The organism is Pseudomonas sp. C8002 (assembly GCF_013385765.1).
Classification (GTDB): Bacteria; Pseudomonadota; Gammaproteobacteria; order Pseudomonadales; family Pseudomonadaceae; genus Aquipseudomonas.
The window spans coordinates 92,760-106,247 of the sequence record NZ_JACAPJ010000015.1 but is presented as its reverse complement, the minus strand read 5'-3'; the positions used below and the strand labels follow the sequence as shown (position 1 = coordinate 106,247).

Here is a 13,488-nt window from a genome sequence, read left to right as displayed (position 1 = left end):
TGGTGCAGCAGACGCCGGTACCGGTGTATGACGTTTTGCTCGCGGATCTGTATCTAACGGCGTTCCTTTTATCGACCTACCATGGCGCCAACAACCCGCCGGCCATTACAAGATTTTACGTCGTCAAGGAGCCACACCATGCCCGAACTCTCCAGCCTGCTTGCCTACGGCCTGATCTCGCTCGGCATGGTGCTGACGCCCGGCCCGAACATGATTTACCTCATTTCGCGGTCGATCTGCCAGGGGCGAGTGGCCGGGCTGATTTCCCTGGGCGGCGTTGCGATGGGTTTTGTCGTCTATATGTTCTGCGCGGCATTGGGTATCACCGCGTTGGTGATGGCGGTTCCCTATGCCTACGACGCGCTGCGGCTCGGCGGGGCGCTGTATCTGGTTTACCTGGCCTGGCAGGCGGTGAAGCCGGGTGGCCGGTCGCCCTTCCAGGTGCGGGACTTGCCCAAGGACAGCCCGCGCAAGCTGTTCATGATGGGCTTTGTCACCAACCTGCTGAATCCCAAAGTGGCAGTGATGTATCTGTCGTTGCTGCCCCAGTTTATCGACCCCAACGGGCACGCCAGTGTGCTGTCGCAATCGCTGGTACTGGGCTTTACGCAGATCATGATCAGCGTGAGCGTCAACGGGCTGATCGCTCTGATGGCGGGCTCGATCGCGGGGTTCTTCATCCGCAAACCGGTCTGGCAAACCGTACAGCGCTGGTTGATGGGCTCGGTGCTGATGGGCCTGGCTGTACGCATGGCGGTCGAAGGCAGGCGTTAAAGGATCGCCTTCAGGTAATCCTTGAGTGCGTTGAGCGGGGCATTGAGTTCTTCGAGTGTCGTCGCTTGGCGCGCATCCACCGCAAGCCGTTGCAGCTCGCGGCCCATCACGGTGTGTGCACCGCCCAGGGATTCGAGGGCCAATGCCAGGCACTCGTCGATCTTATGCTGGATGGCATTGATATCGCCCTTGCGCACCAGCAAGCCAAACACCTCCCGCTCATAGCCGTCCATGACCAGGTCGTCCCGCAGAATCGGGCTCGCGCCTTCGGTCTCATGCACCAGCTTGAGCGCAAAAAGCGCTACAGCTTCCAGCGTCTGTTCCATGGCCAAGGTTCCTCTTTTCTCGCGTTCGCCCGCTGATCATCACTTTCCTGCAGGCGAAAAAAAAGACCTTGAATTTCAAGGTCTTTTTTTAAGATGGTGCCCCGAGGGAGACTCGAACTCCCACTCCTTTCGAAAACGGATTTTGAATCCGCCGCGTCTACCAATTCCGCCATCAGGGCTCAATGGCGGCGAAGTATAGAGATGAGATTACCGTTGGTCAATCACGTTTCATGGTCAATTTTCACTATTTCCGCTAGACTTCCCGGCCCTGCTAGACGAACCCCATCATGCGCGTTGCTGACTTTACTTTTGAGCTCCCTGATTCGCTGATCGCTCGCCACCCTTTGGCCGAGCGTCGCGCCAGTCGACTGCTGACCCTGGACGGGGTCAGCGGTGCCCTCGCACACCGTCAATTCACTGATTTGCTTGAGCATTTACGCCCGGGCGACTTGATGGTTTTCAACAATACCCGGGTGATTCCGGCACGGCTGTTTGGCCAGAAAGCGTCCGGCGGCAAGCTGGAAATTCTGGTGGAGCGGGTGCTGGACAGCCATCGCGTGCTGGCCCATGTGCGCTCCAGCAAGTCGCCGAAACCGGGTTCGAAGATCCTTATCGATGGCGGTGGCGAAGCAGAAATGCTGGCCCGTCACGATGCGTTGTTCGAGCTGGGGTTTGCTGAGGAAGTGTTGCCGCTGCTCGAGCGTGTCGGCCACATGCCGCTGCCTCCTTATATAGACCGCCCCGACGAAGACTCGGACCGCGAGCGTTATCAGACGGTGTACTCCCAGCGCCTGGGTGCCGTGGCTGCACCGACGGCGGGGCTGCATTTCGACCAGCCGCTGCTGGATGCGATCGCCGCTAAAGGCGTTGAAACGGCCTATGTGACCCTGCACGTGGGGGCCGGCACGTTTCAGCCGGTGCGTGTGGATAACATCGAAGACCACCATATGCACAGCGAGTGGCTGGAAGTCAGCCAGGACGTCGTGGATGCGGTTGACGCGTGCAAGGCGCGCGGCGGGCGGGTGGTGGCGGTCGGTACGACCAGCGTGCGCTCGCTGGAAAGCGCGGCGCGCGATGGCGTGCTCAAGCCGTTCAGTGGCGACACAGACATCTTTATCTACCCGGGCCGGCCGTTTCATGTGGTCGATGCCCTGGTGACCAATTTCCATTTGCCGGAATCCACGCTGTTGATGCTGGTGTCGGCATTTGCCGGTTATCCCGAGACCATGGCCGCTTATCAAGCCGCCATCGATAACGGATACCGTTTTTTCAGCTACGGTGATGCGATGTTTATCACCCGTAATCCGGCGCCGCGCGGCCCAGAGGAACAATCATGAGTCGTATGTCGTTTGAATTGCTGGCCACGGATGGTAAAGCTCGCCGCGGCCGTTTGACTTTCCCTCGCGGTACCGTCGAGACCCCGGCTTTTATGCCGGTCGGTACCTACGGCACGGTAAAAGGCATGCTGCCGCGTGACATCGTCGCCACGGGCGCCGAAATTATCCTGGGCAACACCTTCCACCTGTGGCTGCGCCCGGGCACCGAAGTGATCAAGAAGCATGGCGACCTGCATGACTTCATGAAGTGGCAAGGCCCGATCCTCACTGACTCCGGTGGGTTCCAGGTGTTCAGCCTGGGCGCCATGCGCAAGATCAAGGAGGAGGGCGTGACCTTCGCCTCCCCGGTGGACGGCGCCAAAGTGTTCATGGGCCCGGAAGAGTCGATGCAGGTGCAACGTGACCTGGGCTCCGACATCGTGATGATTTTCGACGAGTGCACGCCGTACCCGGCCGATGAAGACGTCGCGCGGATTTCCATGGAGCTGTCGTTGCGTTGGGCCCAGCGCTCGAAAAACGCCCATGGCGATAACACCGCTGCCCTGTTCGGTATCGTGCAGGGCGGCATGCATGAAAGCTTGCGCAAGCGCTCGCTGGAAGGCCTGGACAAGATCGGCTTCGACGGCCTGGCCATCGGCGGCCTGTCGGTGGGCGAGCCCAAGCACGAGATGATCAAGGTGCTGGATTACCTGCCGGGCCTGATGCCGGCTGACAAACCTCGTTACCTTATGGGCGTTGGCAAACCGGAGGATCTCGTAGAGGGTGTGCGCCGCGGTGTGGACATGTTCGATTGCGTGATGCCAACCCGTAATGCCCGCAATGGGCATCTGTTCATCGATACAGGCGTGCTGAAGATCCGTAACGCGTTCCATCGCCATGATGAATCGCCGCTGGATCCTACCTGTGACTGCTACACCTGCCAGAACTTCTCGCGCGCTTATCTGCACCATCTGGACAAGTGTGGGGAAATGCTGGGTAGCATGTTGAATACCATCCACAATTTGCGTCACTACCAAGTCCTGATGGCTGGTTTGCGCGAGGCTATTCAACAGGGTACATTGGCCGCCTTCGTCGATGCCTTCTATGCCAAGCGCGGGCTGCCTGTGCCGCCCTTGGACTGAGTTTTCCGACCCTAAGATTCACTATTTGCAACTGGAGTGCTAAATGAGCTTTTTTATCTCTAATGCCATGGCTGATGCCGCTGCACCGGCCGCTGCCGGTCCTATGGGCGGTGGTTTTGAGTGGATTTTCCTGGTCGGCTTCCTGGTCATCTTCTACCTGATGATCTGGCGTCCACAGGCCAAGCGCGCCAAAGAGCAGAAGAACCTGCTGGGCAGCTTGCAGAAAGGCGACGAAGTCGTGACCACTGGCGGCATCGCCGGCAAGATCACTAAAGTGTCCGACGCTTTCGTGGTTCTGGAAGTCTCCGACACCGTAGAAATGAAGTTCCAGAAGGGCGCCATCGCTGCCACGCTGCCAAAAGGCACGCTCAAAGCGATCTAAGTAACAACCTTTACCAATCGACGGGGCGCGCAAGGCGCCCCGCGTTATAAGCGGGCGGCGTGATGCTGAACAAATACCCTCTGTGGAAATACGTACTGATCCTGGCGGTGCTGGCGATCGGTTTTATTTATTCCGCTCCCAATCTCTATCCTGATGACCCGGCTATCCAGATCACTGGCGCCAGCACTGCGCTGCAGGTCAATCAGGCTGATCTGGACCGTGCGAGCAAAGCGCTCACCGACGCGGGTATCCAGGTTAAAGCGGCAAGTTTGGCTGCTGATGCGAAGGGCGGCTTGTTGCGCCTGACCAAGCAAGAAGACCAATTGCCGGCAAAAGACGTTGTGCGCAAGGTCATGGGTGATGACTACGTCGTCGCACTGAACCTGGCACAGACCACGCCAAAATGGCTGCGCGCGATCGGCGCACACCCGATGAAGCTGGGTCTGGACTTGTCCGGTGGTGTGCACTTCCTGCTGGAAGTGGACATGGACAAGGCCCTCGACGCTCGCCTGAAAGTCTACGAAGGCGATGTGAAGAGCCTGCTGCGTAAAGAGCGCCTGCGTTATCGCAGCCTGCCGCAGCTCAACGGTGCCATTCAGCTGGGCTTTGCTGACGAAGCAACCCGCGAACAGGCCCGTGCGCTGATCCGCAAGAACTTCAACGATTTCGACATTGTTCCGGCCGACCTCAATGGTCAGGCGGTACTGCGTCTGGCGATGACCCCGGCCAAGCTGGCGGAAATCCGTGAATACTCGATCAAGCAGAACTTGACCACGGTACGTAACCGCGTCAACGAGCTGGGTGTGGCCGAGCCGATCGTTCAGCGCCAGGGTGCCAACCGCATCGTGGTTGAACTGCCGGGCGTGCAGGACACCGCTGAAGCCAAGCGTATCCTGGGTAAAACAGCCAACCTGGAATTCCGCCTGGCGGCTGAGCCGGGTGCTACCCGTGCTACTGCAGAAGAGTTCGAGTTCCGTGAAGGCAATCGTCCACCTGCACTGATCGAGCGTGGCTTGATCATTACGGGTGACCAGGTGACCGACGCCAAGGCTGGTTTCGGCGAGCACGGTACGCCTGAAGTGAACATCCGCCTGGATGGCCACGGCGGCGAACTGATGAGCCGCGCAACCCGCAGCAACGTCGGTCGCAGCATGGCGGTGATCTTCATCGAGCAGCGTCCTGTCACCACCTACACCAAGCAAGTGGTCGACGGCGTCGAGAAAGACGTACCGGTACAGACCTTTAAAGAAGAGAAGAAGATCATCAGCCTGGCGACCATCCAGTCGCCGCTGGGTGCTCAATTCCGCATCACCGGCCTGAACGGCCAGGGTGAGTCATCCGAACTGGCGCTGCTGCTGCGTGCCGGTGGCCTGGCCGCCCCGATGTACTTCGCTGAAGAACGTACCATCGGCCCGAGCCTGGGTGCTGACAACATCACCAAGGGTATCGACGCTGCACTGTGGGGCATGCTGTTCGTCTCCCTGTTCATCATCGCCATCTATCGCTTCTTCGGCGTCATCGCCACCGTCGCGCTGGCGGGCAACATGGTGATGCTGCTGGCCCTGATGTCGCTGCTGGGTGCAACGCTGACCCTGCCAGGTATCGCCGGTATCGTACTCACCATGGGTATGGCGGTTGACGCCAACGTACTGATCTTCTCGCGGATTCGTGAAGAGATTGCTGCGGGCATGACCGTGCAACGGGCAATCAACGAAGGCTTCGGCCGGGCATTTACTGCAATTCTCGACTCCAACCTGACCACCCTGTTGGTCGGCGGGATTCTCTTTGCCATGGGCACCGGCCCGGTCAAAGGTTTTGCGGTGACCATGTCCCTCGGTATCTTTACCTCGATGTTCACGGCCATCATGGTGACCCGCGCAATGGTCAACCTGATCTTTGGCGGACGTGACTTCAAGAAGTTGTGGATTTAAGGGGCTGCCATGTTACGTACAATCAACTTCATGGGCGTTCGCAACGTTGCGTTCGGCTTCACCATGCTCCTTACCGTTCTGGCGTTGTTCAGCTGGTTCCATAAGGGCCTGAACTACGGTCTGGACTTCACCGGCGGTACGCTCATCGAGCTGACCTACGAGAAGCCGGCCGACGTTAGCCTGGTGCGCAACGAGCTGGTCAAGGCCGGCTATCACGAAGCTATCGTGCAGAGCTTTGGTGCAACCACCGACCTGCTGGTGCGGATGCCCGGCGAAGACCCGCAACTGGGTCACCAGGTAGCCGAGGCCTTGCAGAAGGTCGGCGGCGACAACCCGGCGTCGGTCAAGCGCGTCGAGTTCGTGGGCCCGCAGGTAGGTGAAGAGCTGCGCGACCAAGGCGGCCTCGGCATGCTGATGGCGCTGGTCGGCATCATGATCTACCTGGCTTTCCGCTTTCAGTGGAAGTTCGGTGTCGGCGCCATTGTGTCGCTGATCCACGACGTGATCGTGACCGTGGGTATCCTGGCCTACTTCCAGATCACCTTCGACCTGACGGTATTGGCGGCGGTGCTGGCAATCATTGGCTACTCCCTCAATGACACCATCGTGGTATTCGACCGGGTTCGTGAGAACTTCCGGGTGCTGCGCAAGGCGACGTTGATCGAGAACATCAACATCTCCACCACCCAGACCCTGCTGCGCACCATGGCGACTTCGATCTCCACCTTACTGGCGATTGCCGCACTGATGGTGTTCGGTGGCGACAACCTGTGGGGCTTCTCGCTGTCGCTGTTCATCGGCGTGCTGGCGGGTACCTACTCGTCGATCTACATCGCCAACGTGGTACTGATCTGGCTGAACCTCAACAGCGAAGACCTGATCCCTCCTGCCAGCACCGGCAAGGAGGTCGACGACCGCCCTTGATGGGTGATTGTTGATCTGCTGTTACAAATAAGGCGCGAGTATTGAACTCGCGCCTTTTTTTTTGCTCCAAGGCTGGGTATAGCGCGGATCGTTCGGTCCGTTTGTGATGGTCAGGAGGTTCACGTGAACAAGTCGTTACTGGTTGGTGCGGTATTGGGTGCTGTCGGTGTGACTGCCGGGGGTGCTGTTGCCACCTACAGCCTGGTAAAAAGCGGCCCTGAGTATGCGCAAGTGCTGGCGGTGCAGCCGGTGAAAACCCAGATTAAAACCCCGCGTGAAGTCTGCAAGGATGTTGCCGTAACCCGGCAGAAACCTGTGCAGGATCAGCATCAGATCGTCGGTACGGTGGTCGGTGCGCTGGCGGGCGGCCTGTTGGGTAATCAGGTCGGCGGCGGTAATGGCAAGAAGCTGGCCACCGTGGCCGGTGCGGTCGGTGGCGGTTACGCTGGTAACAAGGTTCAGGAAGGCATGCAGAACCGCGATACCTACACCACCACGCAAACTCGTTGTAATACCGTTAATGACATCAGCGACAAGGTTGTCGGGTACGACGTACGTTACACCCTGGACGGCAAGGAAGGCTCCGTGCGCATGGATCGTGATCCAGGCAACCAGATCCCCGTCGACAAGGAAGGGCGCCTGGTTATCGGTCAGAACCAGCCGCAGCAGTAATCCCAGGTATAAAAAAAGCACCCCGAGGGGTGCTTTTTTGTGCTCGCTCGCTTAGCGCTTCAGCGAAGCCGGCAGGTGCGGCTGGATCGCCGTCAGGACTGCCTTGAAGCATTTGGTGTTGCCGGCAACCACGTGACCCTTCTCCAGGAAGTCGTGACCACCGGTGAAGTCGCTCACCAGGCCGCCCGCTTCTTGAATCAGCAGTGCGCCTGCAGCCATGTCCCACTCGGACAGGCCCGACTCCCAGAACGCATCAAAACGACCGGCAGCGACATACGCCAGGTCCAGGCTGGCTGCGCCGGCGCGACGGATGCCGGCGGTCTGGCCAACCAGGGCGCGGAACATGCCCAGGTAGTTTTCCAGGTTGTCCATCTGGTCGTCACGGAACGGGAAGCCGGTACCCAGCAGGGCGCCGTCGAGGCTGGTGCGACCGCTGACGCGCAGGCGGCGACCGTTCAACTGGGCGCCACGGCCACGGCTGGCGGTGAATTCTTCCTGGCGAACCGGGTCCAGCACAACGGCGTGTTCCAGGCGGCCACGGTATTTGCAGGCAATGCTCACGGCAAAGTGCGGGATACCGCGCAGGAAGTTGGTGGTGCCATCCAGTGGGTCGATGATCCACAGGTAGTCTTCGCCTTCGCCGCTACCTTTGTGCAGGCCGGTTTCTTCACCGAGGATGCCGTGGGTAGGGTAGGCCTTGCGCAGCGCGTCGATGATTTTCTGCTCGGCGGCGCGATCCACCTCGGATACGTAATCCTTGGCGTCTTTTTCGTCGACCTTGATGGTATCCAGGCGCTCGATGGAGCGGAAGATCAATTCACTGGCGCTGCGGGCGGCGCGCAGCGCGATATTCAGCATGGGCTGCATGGATGTGTCACCTAAGGTTGTTAAAGAAAGCCGAGCATTCTAGCAGAAACTTTCTTCAGGTGAAGGACGACGTTACCTTTCATGGCATAACCTTAGGCTGTTCTGTAAGATTTGCTCCCCTTTCCCGTGTCCGAGAGCGCCTCCCTTGCTGCAAAACATCCGTGTCGTCCTCGTCAATACCAGTCATCCCGGCAATATCGGCGGCGTGGCGCGAGCCATGAAGAACATGGGGCTGACGCGCCTGGTGCTGGTGGAGCCGCGGGTGTTCCCGCACCACGAGGCCGATGCGCGCGCGTCCGGCGCCAATGACATCCTCGAAAAAGCCCAGGTCGTTGCCACTCTGGAAGACGCCCTAGTCGGCTGCAACCTCGTGCTCGGCACCAGCGCTCGCGACCGTCGCATCCCCTGGCCGCTGCTGGATCCTCGCGAATGCGGGACCAAAGTCGTGGAAGAGGCCGCCGGCGGCGCTGAAATCGCCTTGGTATTCGGCCGTGAAGACTCCGGCCTGACCAATGAAGAGCTGCAGCGATGTCATTATCACGTGCACATTCCATCAGACCCTGAGTTCAGTTCGCTGAACCTCGGGGCAGCGGTGCAGGTGTTGAGCTATGAAGTGCGCATGGCCTGGCTGGCTGCTGAAGGCCAGCCAAGCAAGGTTGAAAAGGATGAGGTTGCATCGACCAAGAGTGGCGAACTGGCCACCATGGACGAGCTGGAGCGATTCTATGAGCACCTGGAGCAAACCCTGGTGGCCATCGAGTTCCTCGATCCGGAAAAACCGCGGCACTTGATGGCGCGCCTGCGTCGGTTGTACGGACGCAGCTCGGTCAGCCGGGCAGAAATGAATATATTGCGTGGCATCCTCACGGAAACCCAGAAAGCGGCCCGTGGCGAGCTTCTTAAGCGGAAGGATTAAAAATGTTCGAGCGTTTGCGAGAAGATATCCAGAGTGTTTTCCACCGTGACCCGGCGGCGCGCAACGCCTTTGAAGTGCTGACCTGCTACCCGGGCATGCATGCGATCTGGATCCATCGCCTGTCGGGCGCCTTGTGGAATATGGGCTGGAAATGGCTGGCGCGGCTGGTGTCGAACTTCGGCCGTTGGTTGACCGGGATTGAGATTCATCCGGGCGCCAAGGTCGGTCGTCGTTTCTTTATCGACCACGGCATGGGCATCGTTATCGGCGAGACTGCCGAGATTGGTGATGACGTGACCCTGTACCAGGGCGTGACCCTGGGTGGCACAACCTGGAACAAAGGCAAGCGCCACCCTACGCTGGAAGATGGCGTTGTAGTAGGGGCGGGCGCGAAGGTGCTCGGTCCGTTTACCGTGGGTGCGGGCGCCAAGGTCGGCTCCAATGCTGTGGTGACCAAGGCTGTACCGCCTGGCGCAACGGTTGTCGGTATTCCGGGGCGGATCATCGTCAAGCCGGAAGTGGGTGATGAGCAGGAAGCCAAGCGCAAGGCCATGGCCGAGAAGATCGGCTTCGATGCCTATGGCGTCAGCGAAGACATGCCTGACCCGGTAGCGCGTGCCATCGGTCAGTTGCTGGATCACCTGCAAGCGGTGGACGGCAAGCTGGACGGTATGTGCGGTGCCCTGAAAGACCTCGGCAGCAGCTACTGCGCCAAGGATCTGCCTGAGCTGCGCAAGGAAGACTTCGCCGAGATCAAGGACGAAAGCGCTACCAAAGCTGGCTGACTCTTGAGTCGGTCGCGATCCCTGTGGGAGCTGGCTTGCCTGCGATGGCGGCGAGTCAGTGCCGGAAAGGCTGGCTGGCAAACCGTTATCGCAGGCAAGCCAGCTCCCACATTTGATCTCCATTGGTCTTGAGGTTGGGGGCTTGGCCCTGTTCCCGCTGGTCCATCCCGTCCCGCCCTGCTATGATTCGCGCGCCCTTTTTACGGGTATTCCTGACTAAAGTACTAGGTCTTATAGTTGACTTAAATACTCGGGAATCGCATACTTGCTCCCATTCTGAAACACCTTGGTACTTGTCCATGAGACTGACTACAAAAGGCCGATACGCGGTGACCGCCATGCTTGACCTGGCCTTGCACGCGCAAAATGGGCCGGTGTCCCTGGCCGATATCTCCGAGCGCCAAGGCATTTCCCTGTCCTACCTCGAGCAGTTGTTCGCCAAGTTGCGCCGCAGCAATCTGGTTTCCAGCGTTCGTGGTCCAGGCGGTGGCTATCAATTGTCCCGCGACATGCAGGGCATACAGGTCGCCCAGGTGATCGATGCGGTGAACGAATCCGTCGATGCCACCAAATGCCAGGGCCTGGGTGATTGCCACGCAGGCGACACCTGCCTTACGCACCACTTGTGGTGTGACCTGAGCCTGCAGATCCATGAGTTTTTGAGTGGTATCAGCTTGGCTGATCTTGTGACTCGCCGTGAGGTGCAAGAAGTAGCCCAGCGTCAGGACCAGCGCCGTTGCAACACCAAGGCGCCGCGTCTGGACAAGATTGAAGCGTCCGCCGTCGAGTGACAGCCGAAGAGCTAACGGCACGCCAGCCAGCCTGATTTAGGAGAAAGTCCATGAAATTGCCGATTTACCTTGATTACTCAGCGACCACCCCGGTTGATCCGCGTGTCGCGCAAAAGATGAGCGAATGCCTGCTGGTTGACGGAAACTTCGGTAACCCGGCGTCCCGTTCCCACGTTTTCGGCTGGAAAGCCGAAGAAGCAGTGGAAAACGCTCGTCGCCAGGTCGCTGACCTGGTGAATGCCGACCCACGTGAAATCGTCTGGACCTCCGGTGCCACCGAGTCCGACAACCTGGCAATCAAGGGTGCGGCGCATTTCTACGCGACCAAAGGCAAACACCTGATCACCACCAAGATTGAGCACAAGGCTGTCCTCGACACCATGCGCCAACTGGAGCGTGAAGGTTTTGAGGTTACCTACCTTGAGCCAACCACCGACGGTATCGTGACCCCTGCGATGATCGAAGCCGCGATGCGTGAAGACACCATCCTGGTTTCCGTGATCCACGTGAACAACGAAATCGGCACCATCAACGACATCGCCGCCATCGGCGAGCTGACCCGCTCCAAGGGCGTGTTGCTGCACGTCGACGCTGCGCAGTCCACCGGCAAGGTCGATATTGACCTGTCGAAACTGAAAGTCGACCTGATGTCGTTCTCTGCCCACAAGACCTACGGCCCTAAAGGCATTGGCGCGCTCTACGTGAGCCGCAAGCCTCGCGTACGTATCGAAGCCACCATGCACGGCGGCGGTCACGAGCGCGGCATGCGTTCGGGCACCCTGGCGACCCACCAGATCGTCGGCATCGGCGAAGCGTTCCGTGTGGCCAAGGAAGACATGGCTGCCGAAAACGTGCGCATCAAGGCCCTGAGCGATCGCTTCTACAAGCAGGTCGAGCACCTTGAAGAGCTGTACATCAACGGCAGCATGACCGCCCGTGTACCGCACAACCTGAATTTGAGCTTCAACTACGTCGAAGGCGAGTCGCTGATCATGGCGCTCAAGGACCTGGCGGTTTCGTCCGGCTCGGCCTGCACCTCGGCTTCCCTTGAGCCGTCTTACGTCCTGCGCGCCCTGGGCCGCAACGACGAACTGGCTCACAGCTCGATCCGCTTTACATTCGGCCGTTTCACCACCGAAGAAGAAGTCGACTACGCCGCGCAGAAAGTCTGCGAGGCCGTCACCAAGCTGCGTACCTTGTCCCCGCTGTGGGACATGTACAAGGACGGTGTCGACATTTCCAAGATCGAGTGGGCGGCACACTAAATATAGAAGCCGCCACCCAAAAGGCTCTGTAAAGACGTGGCGGAAAACGCAGGCGTGTTTACAGGGCTCCAGAGCGGCCCTGATGAGTGAGGATTCAGTACCATGGCTTACAGCGAAAAGGTCATCGACCACTACGAAAACCCGCGCAACGTCGGCAAGATGAACGCGGAAGACCCTGATGTCGGCACCGGCATGGTCGGCGCTCCGGCGTGCGGCGACGTTATGCGCCTGCAGATCAAAGTCAACGAAGCTGGCGTTATCGAAGACGCCAAGTTCAAGACCTACGGTTGCGGTTCGGCCATCGCCTCCAGCTCCCTGGCGACCGAATGGATGAAAGGCAAGACCCTGGATGAGGCTGTGACTATCAGCAACACCCAGCTGGCCGAAGAGCTGGCCTTGCCGCCAGTGAAAATCCACTGCTCGGTACTCGCAGAAGACGCCATCAAGGCGGCCGTTCGCGACTACAAGCAGAAGAAAGGCTTGATCTAAGCAATTTGGCGACGAGTAAGGAGTCACGATGGCTATCAGCATGACAGAAGCGGCTGCGCAGCACATTCGCCGCTCCCTGAATGGGCGCGGTAAAGGTGAGGGGATTCGTCTGGGTGTTCGCACCACGGGCTGTTCCGGCCTTGCCTACGTGCTGGAGTTTGTCGACGAGGTGGTCGAGGAAGATCAGGTGTTCGAGAGTCACGGCGAAAAAGTGATCATCGACCCGAAAAGCCTGACCTACCTGGACGGCACCGAACTCGATTTCGTCAAGGAAGGGTTGAACGAAGGCTTCAAGTTCAACAACCCCAACGTACGCGGTGAATGTGGCTGCGGCGAAAGCTTCAACATCTGAGGCTGATCGTGGGTACTCCTTGTCATTTCGCTTTGTTCGAGCTGCAGCCGAGTTTTCGACTGGACCTTGAACAGCTTGCCACGCGCTACCGTGAATTGGCGCGTGGGGTGCATCCGGACCGCTTCGCTGACGCTTCCGAGCGTGAGCAACGCCTGGCGCTGGAGCAATCAGCCAGCCTCAACGAAGCCTATCAGACGCTCAAGAACCCTCCCAAACGCGCGCGCTACCTGCTCGCGATGGGCGGTCGCGAGCTGCCGCTTGAAGTCACGGTCCAGGACCCTGATTTCCTGATGCAGCAGATGCAATGGCGCGAGGAGCTTGAAGAACTGCAGGACGAGGCTGATCTGGCCGGAGTCGCAGTGTTCAAGCGCCGTCTGAAAGTGGCCCAGGATGAACTCAACGAAAGCTTCGCAGCCTGTTGGGATGATGCAGCGCAACGTGAACAGGCCGAACGCCTGATGCGGCGCATGCAGTTCCTCGACAAGCTCACCTACGAAGTGCGCCAGTTAGAAGAGCGCCTCGACGATTAACCCAGTGCCGCCCAGGTTGCACGCCT

Annotated in this window: 16 protein-coding genes and 1 tRNA gene; 14 read left to right on the top strand and 3 right to left on the bottom strand. The window is 59.3% G+C overall.

What is annotated here, in order from left to right:
- Nucleotides 1-138: 138 nt before the first annotated feature.
- The gene (locus tag HX814_RS21685; protein WP_003210319.1) at nucleotides 139-774 is read left to right on the top strand and encodes a LysE family translocator; all 636 of its coding nucleotides are present in this window, start codon (nucleotides 139-141) and stop codon (nucleotides 772-774) included.
- Here the strand turns inward: HX814_RS21685 and HX814_RS21680 are convergent.
- Entirely contained in the window at nucleotides 771-1,100 is a 330-nt protein-coding gene (locus HX814_RS21680) for a hypothetical protein (protein ID WP_003210318.1), read from the bottom strand. The genes HX814_RS21685 and HX814_RS21680 overlap by 4 nt on opposite strands.
- A gap of 94 nt (nucleotides 1,101-1,194) precedes the next feature.
- Nucleotides 1,195-1,279 (bottom strand) — tRNA-Leu (locus HX814_RS21675).
- Nucleotides 1,280-1,387: 108 nt separating this feature from the next.
- On the opposite strand from HX814_RS21675, the gene queA reads away from it, so the two are divergent.
- From queA to HX814_RS21645, 6 genes are all read left to right on the top strand, one after another.
- Complete coding sequence (gene queA / locus HX814_RS21670) at nucleotides 1,388-2,437, top strand: tRNA preQ1(34) S-adenosylmethionine ribosyltransferase-isomerase QueA (RefSeq protein WP_003210316.1); 1,050 nt, start codon at nucleotides 1,388-1,390, stop codon at nucleotides 2,435-2,437.
- Nucleotides 2,438-2,442: 5 nt separating this feature from the next.
- Nucleotides 2,443-3,558, top strand: coding sequence for a tRNA guanosine(34) transglycosylase Tgt (gene tgt / locus HX814_RS21665; RefSeq protein WP_003210314.1), 1,116 nt, complete (start codon nucleotides 2,443-2,445; stop codon nucleotides 3,556-3,558).
- A gap of 43 nt (nucleotides 3,559-3,601) precedes the next feature.
- Entirely contained in the window at nucleotides 3,602-3,940 is a 339-nt protein-coding gene (gene yajC / locus HX814_RS21660; RefSeq protein WP_003175975.1) for a preprotein translocase subunit YajC, read from the top strand.
- A 62-nt stretch (nucleotides 3,941-4,002) separates the two neighbouring features.
- Entirely contained in the window at nucleotides 4,003-5,871 is a 1,869-nt protein-coding gene (gene secD / locus HX814_RS21655; protein WP_003210312.1) for a protein translocase subunit SecD, read from the top strand.
- Nucleotides 5,872-5,880: 9 nt separating this feature from the next.
- Nucleotides 5,881-6,795 (top strand): protein translocase subunit SecF, encoded by a 915-nt coding sequence (gene secF, locus HX814_RS21650; RefSeq protein ID WP_003210311.1) that lies wholly within the window; start codon nucleotides 5,881-5,883, stop codon nucleotides 6,793-6,795.
- A 123-nt stretch (nucleotides 6,796-6,918) separates the two neighbouring features.
- Nucleotides 6,919-7,467, top strand: a complete 549-nt coding sequence (locus HX814_RS21645; protein ID WP_003210309.1) for a glycine zipper 2TM domain-containing protein — start codon at nucleotides 6,919-6,921, stop codon at nucleotides 7,465-7,467.
- 51 nt (nucleotides 7,468-7,518) lie between these two features.
- Here HX814_RS21645 and suhB read toward each other — a convergent pair whose 3' ends face one another.
- A complete protein-coding gene (gene suhB, locus HX814_RS21640) occupies nucleotides 7,519-8,334 on the bottom strand; it encodes an inositol-phosphate phosphatase (RefSeq protein ID WP_003175971.1) in 816 nt (271 codons plus the stop codon).
- Between the two features lie 145 nt (nucleotides 8,335-8,479).
- Here suhB and trmJ point away from each other — a divergent pair, with 145 nt between their 5' ends.
- The 7 genes from trmJ to hscB all read left to right on the top strand — a co-directional run bounded on the left by trmJ (nucleotide 8,480) and on the right by hscB (nucleotide 13,462).
- Nucleotides 8,480-9,250: a tRNA (cytosine(32)/uridine(32)-2'-O)-methyltransferase TrmJ gene (gene trmJ, locus HX814_RS21635; protein WP_003210307.1), complete on the top strand. Its 771-nt coding sequence runs from the start codon at nucleotides 8,480-8,482 to the stop codon at nucleotides 9,248-9,250.
- 2 nt (nucleotides 9,251-9,252) lie between these two features.
- The gene (gene cysE / locus HX814_RS21630; RefSeq protein WP_177008161.1) at nucleotides 9,253-10,035 is read left to right on the top strand and encodes a serine O-acetyltransferase; all 783 of its coding nucleotides are present in this window, start codon (nucleotides 9,253-9,255) and stop codon (nucleotides 10,033-10,035) included.
- A 299-nt stretch (nucleotides 10,036-10,334) separates the two neighbouring features.
- A complete protein-coding gene (iscR, locus tag HX814_RS21625; protein ID WP_003210305.1) occupies nucleotides 10,335-10,826 on the top strand; it encodes a Fe-S cluster assembly transcriptional regulator IscR in 492 nt (163 codons plus the stop codon).
- A 50-nt stretch (nucleotides 10,827-10,876) separates the two neighbouring features.
- Nucleotides 10,877-12,091 carry an IscS subfamily cysteine desulfurase gene (locus HX814_RS21620; RefSeq protein ID WP_008438290.1) on the top strand — a complete coding sequence of 405 codons (1,215 nt, stop codon included), beginning with the start codon at nucleotides 10,877-10,879 and terminating at the stop codon, nucleotides 12,089-12,091.
- 102 nt (nucleotides 12,092-12,193) lie between these two features.
- Complete coding sequence (gene iscU / locus HX814_RS21615) at nucleotides 12,194-12,580, top strand: Fe-S cluster assembly scaffold IscU (RefSeq protein WP_003209682.1); 387 nt, start codon at nucleotides 12,194-12,196, stop codon at nucleotides 12,578-12,580.
- A gap of 28 nt (nucleotides 12,581-12,608) precedes the next feature.
- Nucleotides 12,609-12,932, top strand: a complete 324-nt coding sequence (gene iscA / locus HX814_RS21610) for an iron-sulfur cluster assembly protein IscA (RefSeq protein ID WP_003209680.1) — start codon at nucleotides 12,609-12,611, stop codon at nucleotides 12,930-12,932.
- 8 nt (nucleotides 12,933-12,940) lie between these two features.
- On the top strand, nucleotides 12,941-13,462 hold the full coding sequence (gene hscB / locus HX814_RS21605) for a co-chaperone HscB (RefSeq protein ID WP_008438289.1): 522 nt from the start codon (nucleotides 12,941-12,943) through the stop codon (nucleotides 13,460-13,462).
- Nucleotides 13,463-13,488: the final 26 nt, after the last annotated feature.

Excerpts from the sequence above, each read along its gene's own strand:
- cysE (WP_177008161.1), top strand. The coding sequence starts at position 9,253 with ATGTTCGAGCGTTTGCGAGAAGATATCCAGAGTGTTTTCCACCGTGAC.
- HX814_RS21680 (WP_003210318.1), bottom strand. The coding sequence starts at position 1,100 with ATGGAACAGACGCTGGAAGCTGTAGCGCTTTTTGCGCTCAAGCTGGTG.
- iscU (WP_003209682.1), top strand. The coding sequence starts at position 12,194 with ATGGCTTACAGCGAAAAGGTCATCGACCACTACGAAAACCCGCGCAAC.
- iscR (WP_003210305.1), top strand. The coding sequence starts at position 10,335 with ATGAGACTGACTACAAAAGGCCGATACGCGGTGACCGCCATGCTTGAC.
- HX814_RS21620 (WP_008438290.1), top strand. The coding sequence starts at position 10,877 with ATGAAATTGCCGATTTACCTTGATTACTCAGCGACCACCCCGGTTGAT.
- secF (WP_003210311.1), top strand. The coding sequence starts at position 5,881 with ATGTTACGTACAATCAACTTCATGGGCGTTCGCAACGTTGCGTTCGGC.
- iscA (WP_003209680.1), top strand. The coding sequence starts at position 12,609 with ATGGCTATCAGCATGACAGAAGCGGCTGCGCAGCACATTCGCCGCTCC.
- queA (WP_003210316.1), top strand. The coding sequence starts at position 1,388 with ATGCGCGTTGCTGACTTTACTTTTGAGCTCCCTGATTCGCTGATCGCT.
- yajC (WP_003175975.1), top strand. The coding sequence starts at position 3,602 with ATGAGCTTTTTTATCTCTAATGCCATGGCTGATGCCGCTGCACCGGCC.
- HX814_RS21685 (WP_003210319.1), top strand. The coding sequence starts at position 139 with ATGCCCGAACTCTCCAGCCTGCTTGCCTACGGCCTGATCTCGCTCGGC.
- tgt (WP_003210314.1), top strand. The coding sequence starts at position 2,443 with ATGTCGTTTGAATTGCTGGCCACGGATGGTAAAGCTCGCCGCGGCCGT.
- suhB (WP_003175971.1), bottom strand. The coding sequence starts at position 8,334 with ATGCAGCCCATGCTGAATATCGCGCTGCGCGCCGCCCGCAGCGCCAGT.
- secD (WP_003210312.1), top strand. The coding sequence starts at position 4,003 with ATGCTGAACAAATACCCTCTGTGGAAATACGTACTGATCCTGGCGGTG.